Source organism: Microcoleus sp. FACHB-SPT15, assembly GCF_014849525.1.
GTDB lineage: Bacteria > Cyanobacteriota > Cyanobacteriia > Cyanobacteriales > Coleofasciculaceae > Symplocastrum > Symplocastrum torsivum.
In genome coordinates, this window is record NZ_JACJNU010000022.1 from 62129 (window position 1) to 75042 (window position 12914).

Here is a 12914-nt window from a genome sequence, read left to right on the forward strand (position 1 = left end):
AGCAGTTGGGCAGCAATCAACTAATGTTAGGCTTTGGCGGTGCGTTCTCTCCACCAGGCTAGCAGTGTACTAGCGATGAAAATACTCGAATAAGCACCGGCTGTAAATCCAACAATTAGACACAGGGCAAAGTTTTTCAGCGTTTCACCGCCAAACAGGAAGATAGAGAACAATGTCAGCAGCACCGTCAACGTAGTGTTAATCGACCGAGTTAGAGTTTGATTTACAGCATCATCAACAACTTGGTCAATGTTCTGCTCTGGATTCAGGCTGATTACCTCCCGCACTCGGTCGTAAATGACAACCGTGTCGTTAACCGAGAAACCAATAATCGTCAGGATACCAACGACGAAGAGACTATCGATTTCAACACCCTGTACTAAACCCAAGATGGAAAATATCCCAACGGTGATAATGACATCGTGGAATAGGGCAATAAAGGCGAAAAATGCATAGTCTAACTGGAATCGGAAGGTTAGGTAGACGAGGATACCCGCGAAAGAAAGAATAATCGCCAGTAAGCCAGACGAAAACAACTGCCGACCTAAGGTTGGACCAACTGTATCTATCTGAGTGGCTTGAGGATCAAATGCACCAACTTTTTCGCTTAGGGTATTTCGTAGTTGGGTGCGTTCCTCACCATTAAGTGTCTTCGTGCGAATCGTCAGCGCTTGTTGTTTTTCGCCCAACACTTGGATGCTGCTACCACCTAAGCCCTGCTGGGCCATTACATCCCGAACAGTTGCCACATCAATCGGTTTGTCACAGTTACCAGGTTTTGTGCAATCCAGTTCAAATTGCAGCCTTGTACCACCAACAAAGTCTAGACCCAGACGTAAAGGTGTTCCCAGTGTTGCTGTAGAAATCACCATGCTGATGATACCCGCAAGGATGATAGTGGCAGAAATCGTCCACCAAAGCGATCGCTGTTTGATTACATTGAGTTTCATCTTGACCCCTTCACCTATGACTTAACTGACGCTGGTGGGTTGGGAACAAAAAGTTCAGGCCTCTGACGCAATCCTGGGAATCCAAGAACCACAAGTAGCAGGAAGGTGCGACTACAGGTAAGCGCAGTAAACATACTCACGGCTACTCCCAAACCGAGTGTTAGGGCAAAACCCTTGACTAAACCTGAACCCAACCAAAACAGCGCTGCACAAGCAATCACTGTGGTCACGTTACCATCCAAAATACTCGAAAATGCTCGGTAAAAACCGGACTCTACAGAACGATACAAGGTCTTACCAGCTCTTAATTCTTCTCGCGTCCGCTCAAAAATCAGCACGTTAGCATCAACTGCCATACCAATGCTGAGGATGAATCCAGCAATCCCTGGCAGGGTTAAAGTGACTCCCAATAGAACAAAAGCCGCGATTGTTAGCACTGAATAAATAACCAGTGAAACATCAGCAATCAAACCCGGTAACCGATAGTAGACACCCATGAATATCAAGACCAAGACCAAACCACCGATGCCAGCATAGATACTGCGTTGAATACTGTCTCGCCCTAACGTTGCACCGACAGTGCGGTTCTCGACAATTTCCACTGGTACAGGTAGTGCGCCTCCTCGCAACTGGACAGCTAACTCGTTAGCCGTTTGAACCGTAAAGTTTCCAGTAATTACAGCATTTCCACCCGTAATTCCATTTGCGGCAAATTCTGGCCCAACTGTAGGCGAGCTAATCAGAGCATTATCAAGGAAAATACCAATGCTGCGACCCGTTCCTGCCAAGTTTTTAGTTAGCTGAGCAAACCCTTCCGCGCCTGCTGGGTCAAAGCGGAGAGTTACTTCCCAGGCATTATCGCCTTGAGCGGGTTGGGTGCCAGCATCTTTAAGATTTTTTCCTGTAAGTTTGGCGGGTTCAAATAGCTTGATGATTGCTTCGTTACTGCTTTGGAGTTCTTCTTGATTAGCGGCGATCGCGTTTTGATCACCTGTCTGTCTCAGTTGTTCCTGTCTCAGTAATTTCTCCTGTTGCACCTGTCTTTCAATCACCAGTTGTGCCTCGGTTCCCGGTTTTTGTTCCCGAAACTCTAGCTGCGCTGTTCCTCCTAAGACTCGTTCTGCCTGTTGCGGGTCATTCACTCCTGGCAGTTGCACCAAGATTTGATCAGAACCAACTGTTTGTACCACGGGTTCTGAAACCCCAAGCCCGTTGACTCGATTTTCAACCACACTAAGAACAGCTTCGAGTTCCTTGGACGTGATTTGTTTAATGTCTTCTGTTGTCTTTACCTGAATAGTCAGTTGCGCCCCTCCCTGTAAGTCCAGTCCTAACTGGATGGGAATCTTGACCAGCACCGTGACCGCTGCTATTACAAGGACTAGGATAAAGGCTAATAATAAACGCTGTTTTTGCATAACTCCGACTCGCCGCAACAAGTGATATGATATCTCTTTTGCAGATGCCCCTACCTTTTGAGCAATGTCTTGGTCGCTGGCGAACTATTAACCTTGGCAAAGCAGGGGAAGAGGTGCAGTAGCGAAAAAGCCTTCCCATTTCATTGTTGAAACAAGTCTAAACTTCCTCCAAGAGCTACCTTTTGCACCTCTAGCTTCCTTTGAATGTGCGATGTGCAACTCCTAAAAAAGACTTTTGAAACCCCTAGGGTTAATCCATTCCAACCAATCGCCTTTCTTTCGCTAGAAAGCGATCGCAACTTAAACCCGCAACGCTACCATTTTTTGTACAGCTTCCACAATTTGCTGCGGTTGCACAATCGTCAGATTCTCCAGAACACCGTTATAGGGCGTTGGGATATCTTGAGATGACAGTCGCAGTACGGGTGCATCGAGTTCATCAAATAATCGATCATTAATTGAAGCCGTTAGTTCCGCCCCAATCCCACCTGTCTTCATACACTCCTCAACGATGATGACTCGGTGAGTTTTGCGAATAGAAGCACCAATCGTGTCAAAGTCTAGAGGCTTGAGGGAAATCAGGTCAATGACCTCTGGGTCAAGTCCCTCTTTCTCCAACTGCTTCACAGCTTGCATAGCATGATGACGCATCCGGGAATAGGTCAGAATCGTGACATCTTTACCTGTCCGTACTACTTGCGCTTTATCAAGAGGTAGTACGTACTCCTCTTCTGGCAAATCTTCTTTAAGGTTGTAGAGAAGGACGTGTTCAAAGAACAAAACAGGATTATCGTCGCGAATCGCAGCCTTAAGCAATCCCTTGGCGTTATAGGGAGTGGAACAGGTGACAATTTTTAAACCTGGAACTGCCTGAAAGTAGGCTTCTAGTCGCTGTGAGTGTTCTGCACCCAACTGACGCCCAACACCACCGGGTCCTCGAATCACCAAAGGGATTTTGAAATTACCACCGGAGGTATAGCGTAGCATCCCAGCATTGTTGGAAATTTGGTTAAAGGCAAGGAGCAAAAAGCCCATGTTCATGCCTTCGATAATTGGTCGTAACCCTGTCATTGCTGCACCGACTGCCATGCCAGTGAAGCTATTTTCAGCGATCGGGGTATCGAGAACCCGCAGATCACCGTATTTTTTATACAAATCTCTTGTAACTTTGTAGGAGCCGCCGTAGTGACCAACGTCCTCCCCCAGAACAAATACCGCCTCATCGCGTGCCATTTCTTCATCAATGGCTTCACGCAGCGCGTTGAAGAAAAGTGTTTCTGCCATCAATCCCTAACCAAATGGGGCAAATGCCATCCTAACATTGCCTTAGCCAGGGAAAAGAAGATTTTGTTACCAGTTCTCATCGCTCCTCGAAGAGTGCATCATTCCTGGAATGCCGCACACTCTCTTAGCATGAATGGCGTTGACTTAATAAATTCAGTTGCAACCAACCGACCCTTGCGCGGGGGGGTTTGGGGGAGACGCTTGTCCCCCACCGGAGCTTTAGTGAGGAGGGGGTTTGGGGGGCAACGTCCCCCAATCCGGGTTCTTCTACAAACGACTAGTTTTCGCTCAAGGAGAGTGACTTCCTCTTAGCACTCAGATGCCTTACGCTAAGCAATTATACTAATTGCGACTAGTTAGCTGAGGCGATGGCTGGCTAGTTTAGGCGATCGCACCAACAGACAGGCAACTCCTGCACGATAGAATATGTTCAGAACTTCCTTAGTACAGCTCTTTAATCAGCTAACAGTGAGGAGTTATTGGTGAGCAAGCCCTTGGGATAATTGCACACAATGAGAAATCCTCTGGTCAGCAGTCTATGGAAAAAGTAAAGTCGAAACGCTGAGTTGGCACTTCAAGAGAGGAGATAAAATCACGCATGGGCAAGGTAGTCGGCATTGACCTGGGTACAACAAACTCCGTGGTAGCTGTCATGGAGGGTGGCAAGCCGGTTGTAATTGCCAATGCAGAAGGAATGCGGACAACGCCTTCGGTGGTTGGCTTCAGTAAGGACGGAGAACGGCTTGTTGGACAAATGGCACGCCGCCAAGCGGTACTCAACCCCCAGAATACGTTTTATGGGGTCAAGCGCTTCATTGGGCGCAAGTATACAGAATTGAGTGCAGATTCTAAGCGCGTTGCCTACACAATACGTCGGGATGACAATGGCAACATCAAAATTAAGTGTCCTCGTTTGAAGAAGGACTTTGCCCCTGAAGAAATTTCGTCAATGGTGCTGCGAAAGCTAGCAGATGAGGCAAGCCGCTATCTAGGACAACCCGTGACAGGTGCGGTAATTACAGTTCCCGCTTACTTTAATGATTCTCAGCGGCAGGCAACCAAAGATGCGGGACGGATTGCTGGTTTAGAGGTACTACGGATACTCAATGAACCAACAGCAGCATCTTTGGCGTATGGATTAGATCGCCAAGAGAGCGAGACAATCTTGGTATTTGACTTAGGAGGCGGTACGTTTGATGTCTCTATCCTCGAAGTTGGGGATGGAGTATTTGAGGTCAAAGCAACGAGTGGTGATACTCAACTCGGTGGGAATGATTTTGATCAAAAAATTGTTGACTGGTTGGCAGAGCAATTTTTGGAAACAGAAGGGGTCGATTTAAGACGCGATCGCCAAGCCTTACAACGTCTCTTTGAAGCGGCGGAAAGAGCGAAAATTGAGCTTTCAGGGGTCGGTGTCAGTGACATCAATTTACCCTTTATTACCGCAACAGAAGATGGGCCAAAGCATCTAGAAACACGCCTGACCCGCCCTCAGTTTGAGGGATTATGTGCTGATCTAATCAACCGCTTGCGTAGACCGTTAAAACGTGCATTGGGAGACGCAGGCTTAAGTCCCGTTCAAATTGATGAAATTGTTTTAGTCGGTGGCTCAACACGTATCCCACTCGTCCAACAACTGGTGCGAAGCTTAATAGATAAAGAGCCAAATCAGAACGTTAATCCTGATGAAGTGGTGGCAGTAGGAGCGGCAATTCAAGCAGGTATTCTCACCAGTGAAGTGAAGGATGTGCTGTTGTTGGATGTGTCACCGTTGTCCTTAGGATTAGAAACCATCGGTGGTGTCACCAAAAAGCTTATCCCCCGTAACACCACAATCCCGGTACGGCGTTCTGATATATTTTCCACGGCTGAAAACAATCAGACGCTTGTGGAGATTCATGTCCTGCAAGGCGAACGGGATATGGCGGCGGATAACAAGTCTCTCGGTCGGTTTAAGCTGACGGGTATTCCTCCTGCACCAAGAGGTGTGCCTCAAATCCAGGTAGCGTTTGATATTGATGCGAATGGGATTTTGCAGGTTACAGCGTTAGATCGGACAACGGGTCGAGAACAAAGTGTCACGATTCAAGGCGCTTCTACTCTTAGTGAGTCAGAAGTGAACCAGATGATTCGTGAAGCGGAGCAATTTGCCCAAACTGACCGGGAACGGCGGGAGCGTGTGGAGAAGCGTAACCGCGCTGAGACTCTGGCAAATGACGCAGAACGGCAACTCAAAGAGGTGACTCTAGATTTCGGTTCGCAGTTTGCTAGTGGTTATCGACGTCGGATTGAAGCGTTGGCGGCTGAACTCCGTGAGGCGATCAAACGTGATGATGAGCGTAGTATTGATCGGGCACAATCTGATCTTCAGGATGCCGTGTATGAGTTGAAGCGCGAGGTGCGGATGCAATACGCGGATGATGAGGATGATGACTTCTTTGGCTCGATTCGTCGTACCTTTACGGGAGAGAGTGATAGTGACCGATATCGCGATGATCGGCGTGACTCCTCTCGTGATTCCTACCGTGACTCCTCTCGTGATTCTTACCGTGACTCTTCTCGTGACTCCTACCGTGACTCTTCTCGTGATTCTTACCGTGACCCTTACGATGCTGGCGGTCGTTCATCACGACCTCAACCGCGTCGTGCGCCATTACAAAATGATTGGGATGATGATGACGATGATTGGTTCTAACCACAATTAGCTGTTAAAGCTTTTTTTGAGAAAGTCGTTTAAGGGAGCTAATCTAAAGTTCATCACGTTTCTCGCCCCAAACCAACCTTTGGTAACGAAGAGCTAGCCGCTAATTAAAGGATCGATAAACACTATCTCTATGCAAAACTTTCGGGACTATTATGAGATTTTGGGGGTGCCCATAGAGGCATCCAATGAAGAAATTAAAAAGGTTTATCGGCGGCTGGCTCGGCAGTATCACCCGGATCTAAATCCGGGAGACAAAGAAGCAGAAGAGAAGTTCAAGGATATCGGTGAGGCGTATGAGGTTCTTTCCGACCCAAATAAGCGATCGCAATACGACCAGTTCAGCCGCTTTTTGAGGAAAAAAGGTTTCAAAAAAGGCTCTAAAGTACCGAACTTTAGAACAACAGGCGATAATGACGGAACATTCCGCAATCGCAATGGTGGTGGTCGTAGCTCTACCCAAGAAGTTGATTTCAGTCAGTTTGGAGACTTTAATAGCTTTGTTGACCAACTGCTAGGACGCCGTAACGCGGCAAGGGCAGCAGCAACAGAACCGGAACGTTCTAGTGTCCGAGTCAACACATCAGATGCCTTCCGACCAGGAACAACAAAAACGGCTTACACCATTAATCCTCGTGCCGATCGCAAAGATATCGAGGCACGACTAACGCTGCCTTTAGAAAAAGCCTATGAAGGAGGGCGAGAGAGAATCCGCTTAGAAGACGGGCGGTCTTTGGAAATTGATTTACCTCCTGCAATGGTGACAGGTCAGCGTGTGCGGCTCAAGGGACAGGGCATTGCGGGTGGCAACCTCTACCTGAGAATTACAGTTGCTCCCCATCCCTTCTTCAAACTAGAGGGTTCAGATATCTTCTGTCAGTTGCCAGTAACTCCTAGTGAGGCGGTGCTAGGTAGCGCAATCGAAGTGCCGACCCTCGATGGCAGAGTGAAAATGACTGTTCCAAATGGAGTCCGGTCAGGGCAACGACTCCGACTTGCAGGTAAAGGCTACCCCAGCACCACTGGAACCAGAGGCGATCAGCTAGTCGAAATCCAAATCACCGTTCCCAGAGACCCTAGTCCCCAAGCACGAGAACTCTACGAAAAACTGCGGCAGATTGAAAACTTCAACCCTCGTCTTGATTTGCCAGTTTAATTTAATCCGGTGCCGCTATCAGAGTGTTGATACGGCTAGAGGATTAGTGATTGGGGATTGGGGAAACTTGCTGGAAAGCGATCGCTACTCCCAAGCTGAATTACTTTGCATTCAGCAATATAGTCAAGGGCGCACAGCCGTGCGGCTTTAACTGTATTGTTTAATGAAAACTTGATTCAGTTTGTTTTTGAGGGAGAGTTAAAGGCGATCGCACTCTTCAATTTGAACATCGCACTTCGGAAGAAACGCGCTAGCGTTAGCGAAGCGAGGCGTTAGCCTAGCATCCCGCTCTTGGTTATCGCTCCTACACAGATACACTAATTATCCAAAAGCCTTCAGTAGACAGTTTTGCTTCTTCGCCTGAGCGGATTGGGCTTGAGTTTGGGTTTGGGGTTGGGAAGCAGAAGCCACTCCTACTCCCGAAAGGGGATGAGTGCTGACAACTTTCCAGACAGCATCCTGAATGATACTAACTAACTCAGGATTGTTCACCTTGTAAGGGCTTGCGGTCAACCCTTTTGGATTGTCTTTGAATAGCGTTGCATAGAACGTAGACCCCACAATGTAGGAACCTACATCGTTAAAATGAATGCCGTCAGAATAGACTTGCGTGATGTTTGTATATCCTGGTACCTGACCCGCTTTTATCCGTTGGTTTAGTTCATACAGAACATCACCCACTGGCACCATGAAAATACGATCTTGTATTTTGGGGTACGCTTTCCTCAACTCGGAAGTTAGCTTCTCAAAATAGTCCCGCGACTCTTCTGTGCCATTTCCTTCACTCGTATACTTCCTAAGCCATTTCTCGTCAAAATCAAGACTGCCATTTTCATTGCGGCGAGGCCAGCGAGAGTAGACATAGATGCGAAGGTTGGGGCTTTTTGGTAAGGCTAGGTTGATGTAGTTCTTTGCCATCGCCAAATCTCCGTCGTTGCTGTCAAGCTGGCGGTCAAATGGCTGGAGGGTAAGGACATCCCATTGGTAATTTGGCAAAGCGTTCGGGTAGTAGCCAAAAGGTTCTTCGCGGAAGCCGTCGGCTGGATGTTCCCAAATCCAAGCCAAAGGTGCCCCAGGAATCATGTGCCTACCAAAAACATACTGATGTCCCCGACTCTCTACCAACTGGCGAAGAGCATTGTAGTTGATAGTATCTGTGACGCTGTTGCCAATATGATAAACGCGAAGCGTCTGGGCGCTATGTGCAGCAAAGTTAAGTAGAACCACCGTCAAGATTGCTAACAAGCCTACTGTGAGCATCCTTACAACTCTTCGATAAGACATGAAAGCATTCTCCTAGGGTGAAAAGGAAACAATGAGGAATCTCCGCTTCCGTTTTGTTGGCATAACGGCGGTTAGTTTAGCGTCGATGCTTAGTGTGGTTTAGCTATGCAAGGAGTGTTAGCGTAGCTTTCGCCTTACACCCACCGTCCTACAATTACCCGCACCGTTCCATCTTCCAGGGTTTCTTCCTCTTCAACATTAAAACCCTGCTCCTGCACCGATGTCATCAGCATTTTATGAGCATACTTCTGCATAATTGAATTTACAAAAGCCTGCTGATCTATCTTCGCTCCCCAAAAATCTGCAACTAGCTCGTAAGTTTCACCATTGCGGCGAAAACCCAAATCATAGCCATTGTCTTGCCGGATGACGTACTCAGCGTTTGTTTTATTCCCTGCGTAGCCTCGGACTTTTTTGTTGTACTCTAACGTGTATCCCAATTCCTGCAATGTCTGCTGTAGGATTTCACCATTTTTGATTTGAACTTTGATTGTGGTGAAATGTGACATGAAATTTTTCTCCTTAGTTATGTTGTTATTAACTGCCTAAAATTGACCTCTCCCCCAACTGCTCCTGCTCTTGACTGAGGAGTCTAGCTCTCCTTTCCCTCGCAAGGGTTTCGGTACTGGGGGAAGTCTTAACTTCTTCTAAACCCACCAGGCAATTACTACTCTAATCGTGCCATCTTCTAACGTTTTTCCTCCTCAACTGTAACGAAGTGACTATGGTATTAGTGGTTGTACCCTAGTGTTGGGGTTCACGACCAAGATTCACACGTTCGTAGCCTCATGCGATCGCGTCTTTACGGTCATCGACGAGCCGCCTGCGATCGCGGACGAGCCTGATGCGCGATCACTTCCTGTCTATCCCCGCACACTAGCCCTTTGAGACGTGAGCTTTGAGTACAACTCTGGGCTACCCTACTGTAAAACCAAGTCGGCAGTAGGTATATCATCCGGCTTAATTGTTATAAGTCACCGTCCAGTTTTGAGGTTGTTTAAGTTGCTCTAATAATCCTTCACTAGTCAACCACCAAGTTGTGCGAGTTCTCAGGTAATATCTCGTCAAAGTGTGACCCGGTGGGGTTTCAATTCCTTCAAAACGGTGATTGGCTTCAGTATATTTGGCTCTTTGACAGTAATTGCCCACGCCCTTGATTGTTAGGAGGACTGGCTCAGACCGATTGCATTTCTCAAAAGGAAGCGGAAAAATTCCATAGACTTGATGCCGACCCAACCACGGCTTAACAACTACTTTGAGAGCAGGAACGGTAGTAGTGGGACGGTTAGATGCTAGATATCCTAATCCAGTACACCGACCATCCAGTGGTTCCTGTAGGCGATGAACTAACTGGGTGATACCCACCATTGTAAGTAGAACAATGGTAAAGAAAAGTTGACCTTTTCGTAAGTTCAATCTCAACCTTTGTTTCATACCTTGTTTTAGTTCAAAGTTGATATACGGGGAATGGGGAATTGATAAATTTAATCGACTTCGAGAGGACCGATGCCTCGTTGCTGAGTGTAGCGTTTCAACTCATCCACTAGCTGGGTATCATTGGAGGCTGTTCTTGCACCTGCTTCGGCTGCCCAGTGTTTCAAATCTTCAATTTGTTCGCGTGCGATCGCAGCTATTGGTACTGTCTCTTCTATTGCCCGTAAAATATCTGTTGTCACCAAGTCCCGTCTGTTACCTGACTCTGTTCGCTCAAAAAAGGCTCGGTGCATTGCATCCACCACTACCTGCTCAATCTCTGCGCCACTAAAGTCTTTCGCTGTTTTTGCCAACAGTGCCATATCGAACTCCCGCATCCGAGAAGGACGCAACCGTTGCAAATGTACTTTAAATATCTCCTGTCGCTCCACTTCTGTCGGCAAATTCAAAAAGAAGATTTCATCAAATCGTCCTTTCCGTAGTAATTCAGCAGGCAAAATTCTTACATTATTCGCCGTTGCCACGAGAAACACAGGTGTTGTTTTCTCCTGCATCCAGGTAATCAAACTCCCAAATACACGCCGAGATGTGCCAGAGTCGCCATCAACACTACTAGCCAGATTTCCAAACGCTTTATCAATTTCATCAATCCACAAGACACAGGGTGCCATGGCTTCTGCTAGTTGAATCATCTGCCTGACTCGGCTTTCACTTTCCCCGACAATGCCACCAAATAACCGCCCTGTATCCAGTCGCAACAACGGTAATCGCCACTCATTAGCGATGGTTTTGGCACTTAGGGATTTACCTGTACCTTGAATTCCCACGAGCAACACACCTTTGGGGTTAGGAATGCCGTATTGTCTCGCTTCTTCCGTAAACGCATCCGATCGCATTCTGACCCATTGCTTCAGGTTTTCCAACCCACCGACACTCTTGAGTGATTCGTGAGTTGTAAAGAACTCTAAAATGCCTGTCTGACGAATTGTTTGTTTTTTCTCCTCTAATACTTGGTCAATATCAGTCTCATCCACTTGTTGTTTTGCGGCAAGTGCAAGAGCAAGTACCCGTCGAATTCGTTCGCGGCTTAATCCTTGGCAAGCTTTAATGAGTTGTTCTTTGGCTAACCCACTCAGTTTGAGCTTGTCAGGTGCTACCTCTTTGTTAAGCAAGTAATTAATTTCCCGCACATTAGGCAATGGGAAATCGATAACTGTCACTTCTTCGCTCAACTCAGCAGGAACTTCCAAAGTATGGCTGGTTAACACCAAGGTTTTGCGGCTGCGTTTGAGTTCCCGCGTCAAAAGATTTTTAAATTCTCGGATGACTGGGGCGTTGCGATCGCTATGGGGATTTTTCAGCAAAAAGTGCAAATCTCGTAGTACAAAAATTGTACCTTCGGTTGTCGAGGTCTTGGCAATCCGGTTCAGCGCTCCCATCACTGAACCTTTATCAGCACCGTTGTCATCCCAACCGCGCACAATGTCCCATAGCAATAGCTTACGTTCCGGCTCTGACATCAGTGCGACTTCGAGCAATACCTCTTCAACTGGCTCTTCTTCCACGCCAACGATGTACAGTAGCGGGTAACGCGCCCGTAGCATTAAATCTAGCTGTTGTACTAGGGCACTATGGGGACTCATTGAGGACATTGGACTTGTCGTGTTAGTGGATAGGTGAGCCAGAAGCGATCGCGTTTTGACGAAAATCAGTTACTAAAGTTATGGGACACTTGAGTTGATGTGTACCTAGCTCGATTGTACTGAAGTCAAGCAAGCGTCTATTATCCCCAACTACTAAATAGCGATAACTGTTCTTCTCCAAACACTCGCTCTTGCTCATTTAGTTGCATCACTCTCCGCTTCAGATTGGATAAATTCTAAGCATTCTATACTGTCTCCACTCTTCAACAAAATGAGGAAAAAAACATGACGACGCTATTAATTCAAACCGAAAGCGTCCCGCTGATGGTGAATTTTCCTGCTATCAAATCGATGAGTATTGAACAGTTCTATGAATTCTGTCAAGCGAATCGTGATTTTAGAATTGAGCGTACTGCTAGTGGAGAAGTTATCATTATGCCACCAGTTTTTTCAGATATAGGCAATCGAAACATTAAAATTGCTCAGCAACTTGCAAACTGGGCTGATTACGATGGAACAGGTGAAACGTTTGACTCTAGCACAAGCTTCACCCTGCCTAATGGGGCAACGCGCTCTCCTGATGCTTCCTGGATTAAACTAGAGCGTTGGTATGCTTTAAGTGAAGAACAACAAGCCTCATTTGCTCCAATTTGTCCAGATTTTGTGATTGAGTTACGCTCTAGGATCGATACTCTTAGAGGATTGCAAGACAAAATGCAGGAATATATTGACAACGGTACATCACTTGGATTTTTGATTGAGCGCAAAATCCGAAAAGTATACATATACCGTCCTCATGAAGAACCTGAGATTTTAGATAATCCCGAAGTAGTAAGTGCCGCTCCAGAGCTACCAGGATTTATCTTACGGATGGCAACAATCTGGTGATTAAGATTATTGCCTGAAATAAGTTTTGGAGTGAGCAGCTTTACTAGTGCAGCGCGGCAGAAATAACCCATCACTCTTGAGTGGGGTGACAAATAGGGGTAAACTTTACACTAGCTTGTGTCATCAGGCTTAGTGTGAGTCAGAGAAATTGAGCCG

General features: G+C 46.8%; 13 protein-coding genes. 5 read left to right on the forward strand and 8 right to left on the reverse strand.

Annotated features, from left to right (window positions below):
- Positions 1-26 precede the first annotated feature (26 nt).
- The 3 genes from secF to H6F98_RS07430 all read right to left on the reverse strand — a co-directional run bounded on the left by secF (position 27) and on the right by H6F98_RS07430 (position 3652).
- Positions 27-950, reverse strand: coding sequence for a protein translocase subunit SecF (gene secF, locus H6F98_RS07420; protein WP_192218026.1), 924 nt, complete (start codon positions 948-950; stop codon positions 27-29).
- 14 nt (positions 951-964) lie between these two features.
- Positions 965-2368: a protein translocase subunit SecD gene (gene secD, locus H6F98_RS07425; RefSeq protein WP_192218027.1), complete on the reverse strand. Its 1404-nt coding sequence runs from the start codon at positions 2366-2368 to the stop codon at positions 965-967.
- A gap of 300 nt (positions 2369-2668) precedes the next feature.
- On the reverse strand, positions 2669-3652 hold the full coding sequence (locus H6F98_RS07430; RefSeq protein WP_192218028.1) for an alpha-ketoacid dehydrogenase subunit beta: 984 nt from the start codon (positions 3650-3652) through the stop codon (positions 2669-2671).
- Between the two features lie 598 nt (positions 3653-4250).
- Between H6F98_RS07430 and dnaK the strand changes: the two genes are divergently transcribed.
- From dnaK to H6F98_RS07445, 3 genes are all read left to right on the forward strand, one after another.
- Positions 4251-6347 carry a molecular chaperone DnaK gene (gene dnaK, locus H6F98_RS07435; protein WP_192218029.1) on the forward strand — a complete coding sequence of 699 codons (2097 nt, stop codon included), beginning with the start codon at positions 4251-4253 and terminating at the stop codon, positions 6345-6347.
- Between the two features lie 139 nt (positions 6348-6486).
- Positions 6487-7509 carry a DnaJ C-terminal domain-containing protein gene (locus tag H6F98_RS07440; protein WP_192218030.1) on the forward strand — a complete coding sequence of 341 codons (1023 nt, stop codon included), beginning with the start codon at positions 6487-6489 and terminating at the stop codon, positions 7507-7509.
- Positions 7472-7660: a hypothetical protein gene (locus tag H6F98_RS07445; RefSeq protein ID WP_192218031.1), complete on the forward strand. Its 189-nt coding sequence runs from the start codon at positions 7472-7474 to the stop codon at positions 7658-7660. The genes H6F98_RS07440 and H6F98_RS07445 overlap by 38 nt, the downstream gene beginning before the upstream one ends.
- Before the next feature lie 170 nt (positions 7661-7830).
- Here the strand turns inward: H6F98_RS07445 and H6F98_RS07450 are convergent, their stop codons facing one another.
- On the reverse strand, positions 7831-8793 hold the full coding sequence (locus tag H6F98_RS07450; RefSeq protein WP_192218032.1) for a hypothetical protein: 963 nt from the start codon (positions 8791-8793) through the stop codon (positions 7831-7833).
- Positions 8794-8927: 134 nt separating this feature from the next.
- Complete coding sequence (locus tag H6F98_RS07455) at positions 8928-9302, reverse strand: DUF1257 domain-containing protein (RefSeq protein ID WP_192218033.1); 375 nt, start codon at positions 9300-9302, stop codon at positions 8928-8930.
- Between the two features lie 238 nt (positions 9303-9540).
- On the opposite strand from H6F98_RS07455, the gene H6F98_RS07460 reads away from it, so the two are divergent.
- Positions 9541-9681, forward strand: coding sequence for a hypothetical protein (locus tag H6F98_RS07460; RefSeq protein WP_192218034.1), 141 nt, complete (start codon positions 9541-9543; stop codon positions 9679-9681).
- A gap of 72 nt (positions 9682-9753) precedes the next feature.
- Here the strand turns inward: H6F98_RS07460 and H6F98_RS07465 are convergent, their stop codons facing one another.
- From H6F98_RS07465 to H6F98_RS07475, 3 genes are all read right to left on the reverse strand, one after another.
- Positions 9754-10209 carry a hypothetical protein gene (locus H6F98_RS07465; RefSeq protein WP_192218035.1) on the reverse strand — a complete coding sequence of 152 codons (456 nt, stop codon included), beginning with the start codon at positions 10207-10209 and terminating at the stop codon, positions 9754-9756.
- A 68-nt stretch (positions 10210-10277) separates the two neighbouring features.
- Positions 10278-11879, reverse strand: coding sequence for an AAA family ATPase (locus H6F98_RS07470; protein ID WP_192218036.1), 1602 nt, complete (start codon positions 11877-11879; stop codon positions 10278-10280).
- Positions 11880-11892: 13 nt separating this feature from the next.
- The gene (locus H6F98_RS07475) at positions 11893-12069 is read right to left on the reverse strand and encodes a hypothetical protein (RefSeq protein WP_192218037.1); all 177 of its coding nucleotides are present in this window, start codon (positions 12067-12069) and stop codon (positions 11893-11895) included.
- Positions 12070-12155: 86 nt separating this feature from the next.
- Between H6F98_RS07475 and H6F98_RS07480 the strand changes: the two genes are divergently transcribed.
- Positions 12156-12758: a Uma2 family endonuclease gene (locus H6F98_RS07480; protein ID WP_192218038.1), complete on the forward strand. Its 603-nt coding sequence runs from the start codon at positions 12156-12158 to the stop codon at positions 12756-12758.
- The last annotated feature ends 156 nt before the right edge of the window (positions 12759-12914 follow it).